The following is a 16,694-nucleotide window of genomic DNA, read 5'->3' on the forward strand; positions in this document are numbered from 1 at the left end:
AAAATGAAAATGAGCTACTTACCAATTGATAGGAGGATCTAGATATGACAGATAAATTATATAAGGTTCTCATTGTGGATGATGAATTATTAATTAGACAGGGGATTATCAATTTTATTAATTGGGAAGAGGAAGGGTATCAGATTATAGGTGAGGCATCGAATGGGAAAGAAGCCATGCAGATAATAGAGAAGAGCAGACCACATATTATTATTACAGATATCGTGATGCCAGAGGTGGACGGAATTGAATTAGTTAAATCGGTGAAAGAACGATACCCGGAAATTGAAATTATTGTGTTGAGCAGTTTTGAAGATTTTCATTATGTAAAATCAACATTTCAAAATGGTGTTGCCGATTATATTTTAAAACCAAAATTAAACGCCAGGGAACTATTAACAACTCTTAACAATATTACTTTTAGGAAAATGGATCCCATGTCTTTAAAGAAAGCCACTATTACCATAGAAGAAAAATTATACAGATTGCTGCAAGGTTATCAGTCCACAGACAATATAGAGGGATACTTTCCTTATGGCCAGTACAAATTAATCGAATTTTTCTGGAATAAACCATTAGATAATCTTCCGGTAATCCAGTCATTATTAACCAAGGTAACAGATAAAAATAAGAAGTTCATTTGTTATACCATTTTTAACAGTGATAACCAGCTGGTGTGTATTGGTAATTATCAAGTAAATCAATTAGCTGTTTTCAAACAGCAATTGCATGATCTCTTAGCAGAAATTGAACCCGGAATAAAAGTTGTCATGAGCTCAACTTTTCATTCGATTGCTGAAATGAAAAAAGTATATGAGGAAGACCATCAAGAATTGAAACAATATCTTTTCTATTTACCTGATCTGCCTATGCTCACATATGAGGAGATACCAGAAGTAAAAAGCAATAAAACACAATTTGACTTGAATGAGTTTATCTTACTATTTAAAAGAAGACAATTTGAGGGTGCGATCAACTACTTGAATAACCATGTTTCCTTGCTTACAAAACAATATGATATGGATGTGTTTGAATTTAAATCATGGTTAGAGAACATTATCTTTAACATCTCGGTGTTACTGGATAATATGAAATATGAAACAGACATTTTAGAATCACAAAAGTATCAGTATTTTAATGAGATTAATGAAGCATTCGATGTTAGAGAGGCATTGTCCTCTTTTTATGATTTTTTAGCCAAAGTGGAGACACTTGTTTTCGAGAATATAGACAATTCTCCGAAGATAGAGAAATTGCTTTCTTATATGGAAGAACATTACATGGAGCATCTTACCCTCTCAAGGCTGGCAGATCATTTTCACTTCAACCCTTCCTATATTTCGAGTTACTTTAGCTCACATTACAGAGAAGGTTTTAGTGAGTACTTAAACAATCTAAGGATCAGTAAGGCAAAGGAGATGCTTGCAACGACCAGAATGTCAATCGCCACCATCAGTGAATTAGTCGGTTTTTCAGATCAAAGTTATTTCTGCCGGGTGTTTAAGAAGAATACGGGTAAATCTCCTAGCAACTATCGAAAAGAACATAAATAAGCTGAGGGGAAATTTATGAAAAAGCTAATTAATATTATTAAAGCAAATAATCTATTCTTTAAGATATTTATTGTTATGCTAATCAGTGTTGTCATGATCTCCATTTCTATTACATTTAGTACAATAAGAATGTCGAGTGATTTGTTCATGGAACGATACAGTATTACCAATACGAAGGTGATCAGCCAAATTACAGAACAGTTTGATGAGTTTAGCTTTTCGGTTGTTTCTACGTATGTCAAAGTGGATGAGAATGGTGTTATTAAAGGTTTGTTACAAGGAGATAAAGATACAGCCATTCAAAAATCTCAATATTTTTATCAAATGAAGCGCCACATGGAACGAATATATTCAGAAGTGGATCCAAATGAAGCTAATATGATTATTATGAGTCCTGATCATGATGTATTTAATATGAACTATGTCAGCTGGCCTGTCGAGCCGAATGAGCTTGCTAATCACCCAGTTACGGAAAAAATGAGAAGAAATCCTGACGAGATAATTTATCAATTCGATGCATCCTCATTAACGAATCGGGTTCCCATGGTTATTGCATCCAAAGCATTGGTTGACCGTGCATCAGATGAAATATACGGTTATCTGTACATATCTATCCGGGAAAATGATTTAAAAGATTTTTACGAAGGTTACACTGGTGAAGGGAATAATATCTTCTTACTAAATAGCTCTGGGAAAATTATTTCCAGTGATAGGCAGAATATGATTGGAGTAGATTCACCAGAACTTATGGAACATGTTGAAAATCTGGACAAATCTTCTGATGAATATCATAATATTGAGGTGTTTGGACGGAATCAAGTATTAATGGCAGAATATTTGCCAGGATTAGATATGTATTTAGTTAACTTAGTTGACCGTGAATTTTTACGAAAAAATGTTATTGATCCCAAGGAAATTATTACCATCAGTATTATTATTGTCCTGGCAGCTGTCTTCATTATTTTCTTAATCTTAAGAAAAATGACTGTATCTATCAGTAATCTGGTAAGCCAGATATCAGATATGGCCAGGTACAAATTCAGTAAACCATTGGAAGAGACCGGGGGATATGAATCGAAAAAAATTGCCGAAGCGTTTAATTACATGTTAAATGAAATGCATGACTACATGGAAATTTTATTAAGTACGCAGGAAAAACAGCGCAAAGCTGAATTAGAAGCAGTGCAGCATCAAATTAATCCCCATTTTATCTATAATACGCTTGCATCCATTAAATTTATGGTTAAGCAAGAGCAGAAAGAAAATGCTTTTCATACTATTGATGCATTTATTTCCTTATTACAAAGTGCGTTAGGAGATATTGATGAAACAGTTTCGGTTGAACAAGAAGTCAAGAATTTAAAGAACTATGTACTCATTAATCAGGCTAGGTATGGAGACAGGATTAAAGTGAATTATTTGATTTTTCCCGATTGTTTATCCTATCGTTTGCCTAAATTAGTGTTGCAGCCATTTATTGAGAACGCATTTTTTCATGCTTTTACAGAAAAGAAAACAGGGTATATTCAAATACTTATTGCAGAAAAGGACCAACAGTTAGTATGTGAGATTATTGATAATGGTGATGGGATGATTCAAGATAAGTATGCAGCCAAGAATAAGCGGCAGTTATTTAGCGGAATTGGCGTGAAAAACGTTCATGAAAGAATCCAGCTGCTTTATGGCAAAAAATACGGAGTTGTTATCACGAGTGCACCAGACAAAGGAACCAAGGTAAAAGTAACTCTGCCAATTATCCAAAATTAATCCAAAACCTAAAGATAATCCTAAAGTAATATTAAAGAAAATACACGAAACCAAAGAAAGTGAAAATAAATGCCAAAGATCGTTCTAACGGTCTTTGTTTTTTTCGTGTTACACTTCTGTTACAGTATTGAAAGCGCATTCAATGCTATATTAAGATTATTTAGGAGGGGCTTTATAATGGGGAAAAAAATATGGTTGTTTATAGTCGTACTACTTACTACTTTTTTATTAGCAGCATGCGGTGGCGGAAATTCTGAGGAAAGTTCATCAGGCGATGCAAGTGAAACGACTGCAGATGGGGCTACCAAAATCGTAGCATGGGCGTGGGACCCTAATTTTAATATCGCTGCACTGAATTTAGCGTCAGAAAATTATAATGGCGACACCGAAATAGAACTGGAAGTAATCGAAAATGCACAAGATGATATTGTCCAAAAATTAAATACTGGACTAAGTTCTGGAACAATGAAAGGGATGCCTAACTTAGTGTTAATTGAAGACCAGAGAGCGCAAAGTTTCTTACAATCTTATCCTGATGCATTTTATCCAATTGGTGATTATTTTAATCCAGAAGATTTCGCAGATTACAAATTAGCACCAACAAGTTTAGAGGGAGAACAGTATGGACTTCCTTTTGATACAGGTGCAACTGGTTTCTTCTATCGGACTGATTATCTAGAAGAAGCAGGTTATACACATGATGATCTGGTTGACCTGACATGGGCTGAATTTGTTGAGATTGCGAAAGATGTAAAAGAACAAACCGGGCATGCCATGCTGGCGCTTGATCCGAATGATTTAGGTATATTGCGGATAATGATGCAAACAACAGGAACTTGGTATACAACAGAAGATGGAACAATCAACTTAGCAGATAATGAACCTTTGAAGAGAGCGCTTGAGCATTATAAGGAGTTAATGGACAACGATTTAGTAAAACTAGTCTCTGATTGGAGTCAATATTTAGCTGCATTTAATAGTGGCGATGTAGCGTCCGTTCCTGCTGGTAACTGGATTGCGCCGAGTATTGAAGCAGAAGAATCACAATCAGGTCTGTGGGCAGTTGCGCCAATCCCTCGTCTGGATATGGAAGGCGCAGTCAATGCATCAAACCATGGCGGGAGTTCATGGTATGTATTAAACATCGATGGAAAAGAAGCTGCTGCTGAATTTCTTGGGAACACGTTTGGATCGAATGTTGACTTCTATCAAAGTTTATTAACAGATGTTGGGGCAATTGGTACGTATATTCCGGCATCTGAAGGGGACGCTTACCAATTTGAAAATGAGTTTTTCGGCGGTCAAAAAGTAATCTATGATATTTCACAATGGATGGAAGAGATTCCTCAAGTTGATTATGGTATGAATACTTATGGTATTGAAGACATCATAAGTGCAGAATTGCAGCAGTATTTAAATGGCAAGAGCCTAGAAGATATGCTCGCAGATGCCCAAGCACAAGCAGAGGCACAATTTAAATAAATCCCTTAGCTTTCTTGCAGGCTTTCTTGTTGATGAAAGCCTGCAAGCATAAGTTCATACAGAGTATTTCTGAAGCTAATCATCCAGTAATGATCAAGTGAGGGCAAAAAGTTCCCACTGATCAAAGTCGCACTCTAATGTAAGGAGGATAACGATGAGTCAAACTGCTCGAAGTGCTGGTAACTCTAATCAACAGAGGACATTTATGACCCGATTGAAGAAAAATTATATTGGTTGGATCTTTATTCTTCTATCTGTACTTGGTATTGGTTTATTTTACTTTTACCCAATGGTTCAAGCTTTTCTGCTATCATTACGATCAGGGATGGGGGCAAATCTTGAATTCGTTGGTTTTGATAATTATGTGAGACTATTCAGTGACCCAACATTCATCACATCCTTAACCAATACGTTTATTTACCTGTTAGTGCAAGTTCCTGTAATGATTCTGTTAGCCCTGTTCTTTTCCGTTTTATTAAATGATCCTAAGTTAAAATTTCGCGGGTTCTTTAGAACAGCAATATTCTTGCCTGCCGTTACTTCACTTGTAGCATATGCAGTCATTTTTAAGTACCTGTTCGGAAATGATGGGTTGGTTAATGAGTTTTTATTAGGTATGAATCTGATTTCAACACCACTTAATTGGCTTTCTGATCCTGTTTTAGCAAAGATAACGATCATCATTGCGATCACATGGAGATGGACTGGCTATAATATGATCTTCTACTTATCGGCACTGCAGAATGTAGATAAATCGATGTATGAAGCTGCCAGAATTGACGGTGCTTCAAGTATTCAACAGTTTTTCTTTATTACCATTCCGCTGTTAAAGCCTATTATTCTATTCACATCTATTGTATCAACCATCGGTACACTTCAATTATTTGATGAAGTAATGAATATTACAAACGGCGGTCCGGGAAATGCGACAATGTCGATTTCTATGTATATTTATAATCTGTCATTTGAATATACGCCAGACTTTGGTTATGCAGCGACTGTATCTTATGTGATTGTAGTCTTAGTGGTAATTCTATCATTCCTTCAATTTAGAGTGGCAGGTGATCGAGATTGAAAAAGATAAAAAGATTTTTGATCTATTTGTTTTTGAGTATTGCAGCAATTGTTTCGATTTTTCCATTTTTATGGATGCTGATAAGTATGACAAACAAATCCGTTGATGTGACGGGTGGACGATTAATACCTGGATCTCATTTTCTGGAGAACTTACGAAACTTGTTTGCTACCGTTGAGATTGGAACAGCGTTAATGAATTCTTTCATTATCGCGATCATTACAACGATATTGACACTATTAATTGGTTCATTAGCAGGCTATGGATTCGAAATTTATCGAACAAAAGGAAAAGATATGATTTTTAATATCTTATTATTATCGATGATGATTCCTTTTGCAGCGATCATGATTCCTTTATACCGCTTCTTCGGGCAAGTGTCGTCTGTAGCACCTGCGATTGGTATCGATACATTGGCTGCAGCCATTTTACCGACCATTATCACAGCATTTTTTATCTTTTTCTTCAGGCAGAATACAAAAATGTTTGCTAAAGACTTAGTGGAAGCCGGGAGAATAGATGGTTTAAGTGAGCTGGGCATTTTCTTCCGCATTTATCTGCCAACAATGAAGACAACATATGCAGCAGCGGCGATCATTGCCTTCATGAACAGCTGGAATAACTATTTATGGCCATTGGTTGTCTTACAGTCACCAGAAAACCAGACGATTCCACTCCTTATTTCTAATTTAGGAGCTGGATACACACCTGATTATGGGGTGATTATGACAGCAATCGTAATCGCTACACTACCTACAGCTCTTGTGTTTTTCCTGATGCAACGTCATTTTGTTGCAGGAATGATGGGGTCTGTAAAGGGATAATAATGGTAAAAAATCCTATCTGATTATATTGGATAGGATTTTTTATGAAGGTTTATTCAGTGCTGCAAGACCTTATGAAAAAGCAGTGAAATATCTTATTGGAAGTTTAAGTGTATATTTAGCGTAGGTCATCCTTCATAATATAAGTTTTTTTTATTTGACTAAAGCTTGATTAGAAATTATCCTTATCCATATAGTGTGTAAGCGTTATTATAGGGGAGGAATGATCTGAATGATTCGTAAAGCTTTTCTAATGAAAGTCTACCCAGATAAGCATGAAGAGTATGAACAGAAGCATAATGAAATCTGGCCGGAGATGGTGGGAGAACTGAAACGTCATGGTGCCAGTAATTATTCGATTTTCTTAGATAAAAAGACGAGCACTTTGTTTGGCTATGTAGAGATTGAAGATGAAGAGACATGGAACAGGATGTCCATGACAGAAGTGAATCAAAAATGGTGGGCATACATGCAGCCGCTGATGGAGACAAATCCAGACAGAAGTCCTGTCAGCATCCCATTGCAGGAAGTTTTTCATATGGATTGATTGTGTAAAAGGAGCATCCCCACCAAATTGATGGGGATGATTTTTTTATTTGTGCTTATCTGGTCCAAATAGTTTATCGCCTGTCACAATAGCTGGTCTAGGCGGTTCGCTCATATTGTATCCTAAGAAGAAACCAGTGTGCGGCGGCTGGTTATAGCCGACATTCTGCCAAGCAACTGATAAGCGGTAAACTGGATCATGCATTAATGTGTGAATTTTTTCTTCGGTAATATCTGTTGTTGTGTAAATTCTCAGTTCTTCACTGTTAGAAGATGGCCAAATCACTTCTTCTCGCCAGTCTCCTAAGATATCTGCTTGTAAGGATGGATTTCCTTTTGTCCAGTTATTGGTCCGTGTACCCTCTGGTGTTAATAAATTGATTAATGTTTCACTTTCATAATCCCATTTATCGATTCTTCCGATACCATGCGGGTCAGAGCCTGAATCAAATGTGTGATCAAGAAGCTCACGGCCTAGATCACCATCCCACCAGACTGCATGGTTAGTGGATCTTGGCTTATTTTTTGTAATTAATTGCCCATCAACTGCGTGAAGCCCATTACCGCTGCTCTCATTCCAACTTGTATTTGCCCAGAATTCTGCTCCGTCATATCGTGGATCAATGTCTGCTGCTAATCCCCTCCCAACGTCTGATCTCAAGTCTACTCCAAAAATTTTCTCACCAGTTTCGGCATCACGAATCCCGTATCCAATCGGAATGGATTTATCTTCATGTACTTGGAATATCTCCATTCCCGGACGATTCGGATCTAAGTCACTTACATGCTGCGCATCGCCATGACCCCATCTTGTAGAATAAAGTCCTGTTCCGTCATGATCAATGACTGCAGCTCCGTAGACGATTTCATCTTTCGCGTCCCGGTCCACATCGGCAATAGCCAAACTGTGATTCCCTTGGCCGGCATAAGCTTCATTGCCATCTTCATCACTATCAAACGTCCATTCATGTGTCAATTCCCCATCTCGCCAATTATAGGCAGCAAGAACGGCTCTGGTATAATAACCGCGTGCCATAATGATACTTGGACGTTCCCCGTCTAAATAGGCAACTCCAGCCAGAAAACGATCGGCTCTGTTCCCATAGTCGTCTCCCCAATCATTCACATTGCCACGACCTGGTGTATAATCAACGGTGGATAATGCTTTTCCTGTTTCTCCTTCAAAAACGGTTAGAAACTCAGGACCCTGTAAAATATACCCGCTGCTGTTTCTCCAATCAGCGTCTGCATCCCCGATCACATTTCCTGTTCCATCTACCGTTCCATCAGCAGTTTTCATCACTACTTCCGATTTTCCGTTCCCATCAAAATCGTAAACAAGAAATTGTGTATAGTGAGCGCCTGCTCTGATATTCCTGCCAAGGTCAATCTGCCATAATTTTGTTCCATCCAATTCATAAGCATCAAGGTAAACATTACCGGTATAGCCTGATTGGGAGTTATCCTTGGAATTGGATGGATCCCATTTCAGGATGATTTCATATTCACCATCGCCATCAACATCACCGACACTGGCATCATTGGCACTATAGGTGTATTCAACCCCATCAGGAGTCGTGCCGCCTGCCGGTTTATCAAGTGCTACACTTAAGTAGTTTTCTGATAAAACATTCACTTCTTTTGTTACTTTATCGCCGCTGCCTTTAATTATTTTTACTTGATAGGTAGAATCGGTGGTTCCATCTGGGTCAAAATAATTCGAACTATCTTCAATTGGTTTTTTGTTAATTTTTCTTCCATCACGGAATATATTGAACTTCACATCTTTCGGATCTGTACCTAATACTTTCCACCCGAGATAGACACCGTTATTTGACTGAACAGCGATCAGTGAGCGGTCTAATTGCTCCATTTGTCGTTTGATTGTATAGGTAACAGGGGATTCTGCTGTTGCTGATGGTTCAGATAATCCTCCTCCATTGACTGCTATAATGTGATAATAATAGGAATGATTAGTAAGTACAGCATCATCAGTAAAGGTCGTGTCAGTGGTGGCGCCAATCCTATCGAAGGCAACAGATGGATATTCTGCAGGATTAGCATTGGCACGGTAAATATAGTAAGTGGTTGCGCCATTGACAGAATCCCAATCTAATGTGACTCGATCTGATTCAGCATGACTAACCTCCACGTTTGTTGGTGCAGCAGGCGGGCTTACTTGTTCATTTATCATTGGAACAGTCACTTGATTGCTTTTCTCTGATTCCACTCCTGAAGGATGGATGAGTGCTACTGCATAGATGTACGTTGTCCCAATCTCTACTTCCGAATCAGTATAGGTTCTATCGGTTGCTTCTGCAATTTTTTCAAAATCTGTATCTTCTGTTTTGCGGTAGATATTATAATGACTAGCTGACCCATTTTCCTGCCAGCTTAACGTTACGGATGGAGTGGAATAGTCAATGGAACCAACACTCAATGAATCAATTTGCACAAAAGGAATAATTTCTAGTGCGTTAATTCTTCCATTTTCTCCTATGTCGATGGTTAATTGTTCATTAGTAACGGATACATCTGCTAACAGTTCTGCGAATTCTTCCCCATCAGAAGTAATGTTTCCATAATCTTCGCCATTAATAACAAAACTTGACCGGTTAAAAGCAATTTGATCACCAGCTATTATTCTTACAAAATAATCTCCATTTGGTATATCCAATTTAAATGAATAATCGGAGCTAATGATAAAATCACGACGCAAATCATCAGGTCCGCCTCTATCACGAGTGTCCACTGCTTTATTTAGCCCATAGCCATTTTCTTCAGTATAAATCATCGTATTGGAGACTTTGGTGTAGCCATCTGCCAAGGGACTCGTTTCTGAACCAAAGTCAAATAAGAAGGAATTTTCAGAGTCAGCCTGTAGCTTATTGAAAACAGATAAAGGAGAAAATTGCCCGGCTACTAAAAAAAGAATAAGTAAAAGAGAAACTTTTTTCATAAATAGAAAACCTCCATTTTTTTACTTGCGATTGGATTATAGCTGTGTTGATTCATGCAAAGGGACTTGCTACTTACATTCTGCATGCCGGAGAGCTGGTTACTTTTATCACAGCGCTAACCGTCTGTAATCCGCCCCTTCAAGTATCGCGTAACACGAAGATGATAAGTGGGGGATAACAGACGCTAAGCATCCTGATAAGTTTCGCTAATGATCAGTGGGGGATATGAAAACCCCCACTGATCAAAGTCTCACTTTATGAGGTTTCTTTGATGTAGGTACAAGTGATTATTGGATTAATGGATCACCTCCTTAAAAAGTAGGTAGTTAATCACAGAGGTAGTTCATAAGTTGGTAGCGCTTACATTTATTAGGGTTAGTCTATTCGAAAGAAGTTATATCTAGAATAAAAGGGAAATTGCCCCCTGTCAATGATAAACAGATATTCTTTTGAAATGACATGCTGCAGTGTGGGGAGAAGAGAGGGAGAAGTGGAGGGTTTGTTTTATATGGTGAGATTAACAGGAAAACAGAAGTGGAGAAGTGCAAGATTTCCGGTTTATCATGAGATTAACAGGAAAACAGAAGTGGCGAAGTGTAAGATTTCCGGTTTATGATGAGATTAACAGGAAAACAGAAGTGGAGAAGTGCAAGATTTCCGGTTTATGATGAGATTAACGGGAAAACAGAAGTGGAGAAGTGCAAGATTTCCGGTTTATCATGAGATTAACAGGAAAACAGAAGTGGCGAAGTGTAAGATTTCCGGTTTATGATGAGATTAACAGGAAAACAGAAGTGGAGAAGTGTAAGATTTCCGGTTTATCATGAGATTAACAGGAAAACAGAAGTGGAGAAGTGCAAGATTTCCGGTTTATGATGAGATTAACGGGAAAACAGAAGTGGCGAAGTGCAAGATTTCCGGTTTATCATGAGATTAACGGGAAAACAGAAGTGGCGAAGAGCAAGATTTCCGGTTTATGATGAGATTAACAGGAAAACAGAAGTGGCGAAGTGTAAGATTTCCGGTTTATGATGAGATTAACAGGAAAACAGAAGTGGCGAAGTGTAAGATTTCCGGTTTATCATGAGATTAACAGGAAAACAGAAGTGGCGAAGTGGAAGATTTCCGGTTTATGATGAGATTAACGGGAAAACAGAAGTGGCGAAGTGCAAGATTTCCGGTTTATGATGAGATTAACGGGAAAACAGAAGTGGCGAAGTGTAAGATTTCCGGTTTATGATGAGATTAACAGGAAAACAGAAGTGGTGAAGTGCAAGATTTCCGGTTTATCATGAGATTAACGGGAAAACAGAAGTGGGTAGCAAAAGATTTACCGTTTTTTCTTATGACTAACACGACATTCGTATCCAGCACACCATCTCCTATAAAATTCCACTTTTTTCTCGAAAAAATTCAAAGCAAAGGAAACCACCAGTCCCACTGGTGGTTTTGATTGAACTTCCTTATAATAATGATTCTGTGCCATCTATGAATAATTCTGTTCCACTTATGTGACTGGATTCATCAGATGCTAAAAATCTGATAAGTTTTGCGACTTGTTCTGGCTTTCCCGGACCTTCTTCTAATGGTTGATTTCCTTCTGGATACTCGACTGGTATTTTCACTTTATCTAATTCCGGTGTTTTTTCTGTGTTTTTTCCGATATTTGTTTCAATTGCGCCTGGACATATGATGTTCACTCTGATTTTATATTGCGCAAGCTCCAGTGCGGCCATTTTTCCGAATGCCATTTGTCCAGCTTTGGACGTGCTATAGGCAGACATCCCAATACTAGAAAAAACACGGTTTCCATTGACAGAGCTTGTGATTATAATACTGCCGCCATTCTGTTTCATTAACGGGATGCTATATTTTATTGTATGGAATGTTCCTTTTAAGTTGGTGTTGATGGTTTTATCCCAGTCTTCCGGTGACAAATCCTCGATTGGCGCAAGAACGCCATTGATCCCGCCATTTGCAAACACAATATCAAGTGTACCCCATTTACTTTTTATTTCTTCTATTCCATGCCGCACTCTTTCTGGATCTGATAAATCCACATCTACAACAAATGCTTCACTTCCAAGCTTTTCAATTTCCTCTTTTACTTTTTCAGCACCCTCTTCTTTAATATCCATCAAGCAAACCTTCGCACCTTCTTCTGCCAGTTTTAATGCAGAGGCTCGGCCAATCCCGGAGCTTCCACCTGTGATCAATGCAATTTTTCCATCAAGTGTTTTATTCGTATTCATTTTTAAATCCTCCTTTAGTTATTATCTAGTATGACAATAAAAGTTTATTTCTTACATTTTTAGGGAAGTTGTTTTGATGTAAACTGGATAAATTCTATAGTATATTTCCCTGTGCTCATAAACTGAAACGCTTACAAATGAAAAAGGAGGAAAACCAATGGAAAGCGGGAGGAAGAAAACTACTGGCTGGAAAGCAACGATAGCCATTGCAATGGCCAACTATATTGAAGCAGGTGCCATTATTGCAGCTGCAAGCAGTTTAACTTTGTGGCAAGCATACTTAAATATCGATAGTGTTGGGGTTGGACTTTTGAGTGCATTAAGTGCCAATGCATTAGGTGCAGCAATAGGAGCATTAGTCGGCGGATATATTACAGATAAATTTGGCAGAAAAATTGTCTTTCATTATGATTTGTTAGTGTATATGTTCGGTATTCTTCTCATTATGTTTTCATTTAATTTTCCAATGCTTCTCGTCGGGACGGTCATAACAGGGATTGCGGTTGGGGTTGCAGTACCCGTTTCCTGGACCTATATAGCTGAGGAAGCCCCCTCAAAGCAAAGGGCCGCCAGAGTTGGGGCTGCCCAATTAGCTTGGTCGATTGGCCCGATGATTACCTTTTTCCTCGCAGTATTACTGGAGCCGCTCGGATTGTTGGGATCACGTTTAATTTTTCTTCATTTGTTTATTGTCGCATTTATCACATGGTTTTTAAGGCGAGGCTTGCCAGAATCACAAATCTGGTCTGATGATAAAGAAAAACAAGCGTTAGAAATAAATAAAGCAAAAGCACAGAAAAGTTCAGTCAGCGATCTTTTTTCCTTAAAAGTCAATCGGCAGGCGATCTATTTACTTATCGGGATCTATCTGTTTTGGAATCTGACATCAGGTGCGATGGGATATTTTATGCCATATATTTATGAAAATGTTGGGGGGCTAAGCAATGGGCAGGCGAATCTGCTTCAGGCATTTTTGTGGATGCTGACAGTGCTGACAACTTATTTTGGATTTATGAGGCTAGGAGATAAGGTGAATCAGCGGTTTTTATTTGGGCTGGGTGCGGTGACGGGTGTTATTGCATGGCTGATTCTGACCTTTATGCCAATGAACTGGATTTCATTAATTTTATTTGTGGTGCTTTGGGGTTCTGCCGCTGGTATTGGGGCGCAGGCATTTTATGCGTTGTGGACGAGTGAGCTGTTTATCACAAGGTATCGTGCCACTGCGCAAGGGCTAATGTATTTTATCGTTCGAAGCGGGATTGCGGTTTGGTCCTTTATTCTGCCAATCATTATGGATACACTGAGTTTTACCGTTGCCGGCATTGTGATGATTATTTTCTTGGTCATTCATCTTGTGATTGGTGTTGCGATGACTCCAGACACCCGTGGAAAAACATTGGAGCAGATTGAAGAAGAGAGATATGGATAATCAATTTAAACAGAAATCCTCGGAAAATGAATTTATTCTCCGAGGATTTTACTTTTACCTATCAAAACGCTGATTAGGCAGCCCCGATTTGATAGGTAGAAGCAGTTATCCTATCAAAACGCTGATTAGGCAGCCCCGATTTGATAGGTAGAAGCAGTTATCCTATCAAAACGCTGATTAGGCTCCCCCGATTTGATAGTTAAAAGCGATCATCTTATCAAATCCCCGAACCAGCAGACCAAATTTGATAGGATAGATCGGTTTACCTCTCCAATCCACAGTGAATGCAGCTAACTCTTCCTATAAATTTTGCCAACTTCCAAAAATAAAATCAATCCTCATCCACTTCAATATATTCCAGCAAATCTCCAGGCTGGCATTCCAGTACTTTACATAAAGCGTCTAATGTACTGAAACGGACTGCTTTTCCCTTTTCGTTTTTTAATATCGATAAATTCGCTGGAGTGATGCCGACTTTCGCCGATAACTCATTTAAGGACATTTTTCGCTCCGCCATCATCACGTCTAATCGTATTCGTATCATTTTATCGCCTACTTTAAATCGTGTATTTGTTCTCTTCTATTGCTCTGACTGCCACTTTAAGTGCGGCACCAATCATAATAAAAATGATCCCGCTAATAATGGTATCCACATAATCAATATTAATAAATTCAACTGTTGCATTTGAAATAGCCAAAGCACTCAATACTTTTTCAAATATTAGTCCATCGAAATAGATAAAGATGGAGCCTAATACAAGATCTGTTCCACCTAATATATACAACAATTTAACATTCTGTTCAATAAACAAACTTTCCTTGTAGATATTCTTAAACAACTTATGCAGGACCCGTAAACCAATTAATATCAGCATAATGAAAAAAATGGATGAAATAAAGGAGAGAAAGATAACGTCCCTGTCCAAATATACTTCGGGCACTTCTTCAAAATATATCCATAAATAACTGTAGAAAGGTTCAAATGGTGCAAGTGATTCTGCAAAACCGCTGTCGGGAAACCATAAAAAGGCTATGTGATATGCTAAGCTGAATACGGAAAATAGTAATGCCGGATAAAATAAAACGGAACACAATAGATAAGCAAATTTAAAAAGTGCTCGTAACTTCATGTTAACACCCCAAATATCATAATGTTAATTCTATTATACAATATATATTTATCGAAAAACAATAAAAATATATTGCTTTTTGAATTTTTATGGTTTATATTGGATTGGAAATATTTGATGAAAACAAAAAGGAGTTATGAGATGAACACAAATCGAATTACATTAATCGATGAATTGCGGGGATTTAGCTTGTTAGGGATATTGCTGGCAAATCTATTAATCTTTCAATATGGCATATTTGGCAAAGATGAGATTGCTTTTTTTGATTTACCAAAATGGGATATTACAGGATATTATTTCACGAAAATATTTATTGAATCATCCTTCATGCCTATATTTGCCTTTATTTTTGGATATGCATTAATTCTTATGGCGGACAAATTACAGGATAAGCAACTTCCAATCAAGCGGTATTTCTTCAGACGATTTATTGCCTTAATGATCTTTGGATTTCTTCACACTTATTTTATCTGGGAAGGAGATATCCTGCTTACCTATGGATCGATCGGAATAATTTTATTAATGTTCCTCAAAAGAAAACCAAAAACTCTATTAGTCTGGTTTATTATATTTTCGAGTATTATTGTGCTTTTGGGAATTGGCGGAACAGAGGAAGAGGCAGGGATTCTGTATAGTGAAGAAACAATTACAACTTTCTTACAGGAATCAACTGCAATATATCAGACTGGTAGTTATTCTGAAATTAGAGACCACCGGATGAATGATACACCGTTCGAGCTTGGTGAAATGGAACTGATGATAATACTCATCATGGCCCCATTGATGATTTTGCCAATGTTTTTAATCGGTATGTATGCAGCGCATCGAAAGTGGTTAGAGCAGCCGAAGTATTTTAAGAGACTGGCCATATTATTGGTACCAATTGGATTGTTATTTAAAATAGCACCATATTTTATCACTTTCTATGATTTTAGTATGTTAGGCGGAAATGTTCTGGCACTTGGCTATGTTTTTCTTTTTGCACATTTATATGAAAAATTCCGAGCAAGCCGGTTCATGGCGGCATTCGAACAATTCGGCAAGCTTTCTCTTACGAATTATATTTTGATGTCGGTTATCTTTACACTGATTTTCTATGCATATGGGCTAGGCTTGTTTGCGAAAGTCGGTATCTGGCTTGCTGTATTCATAGCAATTATCGTTTACACCCTGCAAGTCATCTTTAGTAACTTGTATTTGAAACACTTTAAACAAGGGCCACTGGAATGGATCATTCGAGTGATTGTATACTGGAATTTTAAATCAAAACCGAAAATGAAAAAAGTACAAGAAGTGGACAATGCTATTTAGATAGGGGAGAAAGAAGAGTGCATAATGAAACAGTTTTAGATTTAACTTTCGCTGAAAAAGTATTGATCATTATCATTCCTCCAATAGTTGGTGCTTTGCTTGGCTGGCTTATCCATATACCAGCCATCCTGGAATGGATCGCAAAGTTACCTTTTATTCCTTTTCAAGAGGTGTTGGAATGGGCAGCAACTTTAGACAGTCATTGGGTTTCTGTTGTTTCAACCTGCCTGGGAATAATTGCCGGTATTATTTTCACCTTGTTTGTCTTTCATGAAATAGTGAAAATTACGATTAGAGATGATGAGGTGAAAATTCAGGTAAAAGGGAATGTCAATAGTTTTCGATACAATGAAATTTCAGCG

At 37.7% G+C, this 16,694-nt stretch carries 13 protein-coding genes; 9 read left to right on the forward strand and 4 right to left on the reverse strand.

The annotated features are described in order from the left end of the window. Positions 1–44 precede the first annotated feature (44 nt). From F9U64_RS16670 to rhaM, 6 genes are all read left to right on the forward strand, one after another. Complete coding sequence (locus tag F9U64_RS16670) at positions 45–1,553, forward strand: response regulator transcription factor (protein WP_153406046.1); 1,509 nt, start codon at positions 45–47, stop codon at positions 1,551–1,553. Positions 1,554–1,568: 15 nt separating this feature from the next. Continuing rightward, the gene (locus F9U64_RS16675) at positions 1,569–3,320 is read left to right on the forward strand and encodes a cache domain-containing sensor histidine kinase (protein ID WP_153406047.1); all 1,752 of its coding nucleotides are present in this window, start codon (positions 1,569–1,571) and stop codon (positions 3,318–3,320) included. Between the two features lie 177 nt (positions 3,321–3,497). Continuing rightward, positions 3,498–4,802 carry an ABC transporter substrate-binding protein gene (locus F9U64_RS16680; protein ID WP_153406048.1) on the forward strand — a complete coding sequence of 435 codons (1,305 nt, stop codon included), beginning with the start codon at positions 3,498–3,500 and terminating at the stop codon, positions 4,800–4,802. A 205-nt stretch (positions 4,803–5,007) separates the two neighbouring features. Next, positions 5,008–5,877 carry a carbohydrate ABC transporter permease gene (locus F9U64_RS16685; RefSeq protein ID WP_194287423.1) on the forward strand — a complete coding sequence of 290 codons (870 nt, stop codon included), beginning with the start codon at positions 5,008–5,010 and terminating at the stop codon, positions 5,875–5,877. Continuing rightward, entirely contained in the window at positions 5,874–6,701 is an 828-nt protein-coding gene (locus F9U64_RS16690; RefSeq protein WP_153406050.1) for a carbohydrate ABC transporter permease, read from the forward strand. Before F9U64_RS16685 ends, F9U64_RS16690 begins: the two co-directional genes overlap by 4 nt. A gap of 232 nt (positions 6,702–6,933) precedes the next feature. Beyond that, positions 6,934–7,248, forward strand: a complete 315-nt coding sequence (gene rhaM / locus F9U64_RS16695) for an L-rhamnose mutarotase (RefSeq protein WP_153406051.1) — start codon at positions 6,934–6,936, stop codon at positions 7,246–7,248. 45 nt (positions 7,249–7,293) lie between these two features. Here the strand turns inward: rhaM and F9U64_RS23525 are convergent, their stop codons facing one another. Together F9U64_RS23525 and F9U64_RS16705 are read right to left on the reverse strand one after the other, a co-directional pair. Beyond that, complete coding sequence (locus F9U64_RS23525; RefSeq protein ID WP_153406052.1) at positions 7,294–10,206, reverse strand: rhamnogalacturonan lyase family protein; 2,913 nt, start codon at positions 10,204–10,206, stop codon at positions 7,294–7,296. A 1,464-nt stretch (positions 10,207–11,670) separates the two neighbouring features. Next, complete coding sequence (locus F9U64_RS16705) at positions 11,671–12,459, reverse strand: SDR family oxidoreductase (protein WP_153406053.1); 789 nt, start codon at positions 12,457–12,459, stop codon at positions 11,671–11,673. A gap of 157 nt (positions 12,460–12,616) precedes the next feature. Here F9U64_RS16705 and F9U64_RS16710 point away from each other — a divergent pair, with 157 nt between their 5' ends. Next, complete coding sequence (locus F9U64_RS16710) at positions 12,617–13,891, forward strand: MFS transporter (RefSeq protein WP_153406054.1); 1,275 nt, start codon at positions 12,617–12,619, stop codon at positions 13,889–13,891. Positions 13,892–14,222: 331 nt separating this feature from the next. On the opposite strand, the gene F9U64_RS16715 is transcribed toward F9U64_RS16710, so the two are convergent. Both F9U64_RS16715 and F9U64_RS16720 read right to left on the reverse strand, forming a co-directional pair. Then, positions 14,223–14,435 carry a helix-turn-helix domain-containing protein gene (locus F9U64_RS16715; RefSeq protein ID WP_153406055.1) on the reverse strand — a complete coding sequence of 71 codons (213 nt, stop codon included), beginning with the start codon at positions 14,433–14,435 and terminating at the stop codon, positions 14,223–14,225. A gap of 13 nt (positions 14,436–14,448) precedes the next feature. Then, positions 14,449–15,021 carry a hypothetical protein gene (locus tag F9U64_RS16720; protein ID WP_153406056.1) on the reverse strand — a complete coding sequence of 191 codons (573 nt, stop codon included), beginning with the start codon at positions 15,019–15,021 and terminating at the stop codon, positions 14,449–14,451. A gap of 141 nt (positions 15,022–15,162) precedes the next feature. Between F9U64_RS16720 and F9U64_RS16725 the strand changes: the two genes are divergently transcribed. Together F9U64_RS16725 and F9U64_RS23125 are read left to right on the forward strand one after the other, a co-directional pair. Next, positions 15,163–16,332 (forward strand): DUF418 domain-containing protein, encoded by a 1,170-nt coding sequence (locus F9U64_RS16725; protein ID WP_194287421.1) that lies wholly within the window; start codon positions 15,163–15,165, stop codon positions 16,330–16,332. A gap of 17 nt (positions 16,333–16,349) precedes the next feature. Next, a partial coding sequence (locus tag F9U64_RS23125) for a YqeB family protein (protein ID WP_456071353.1) occupies positions 16,350–16,694 on the forward strand: 345 nt, incomplete at its 3' end.

The sequence above is a fragment of the Gracilibacillus oryzae genome, assembly GCF_009498735.1.
Classification (GTDB): domain Bacteria; phylum Bacillota; class Bacilli; order Bacillales; family Amphibacillaceae; genus Gracilibacillus; species Gracilibacillus oryzae.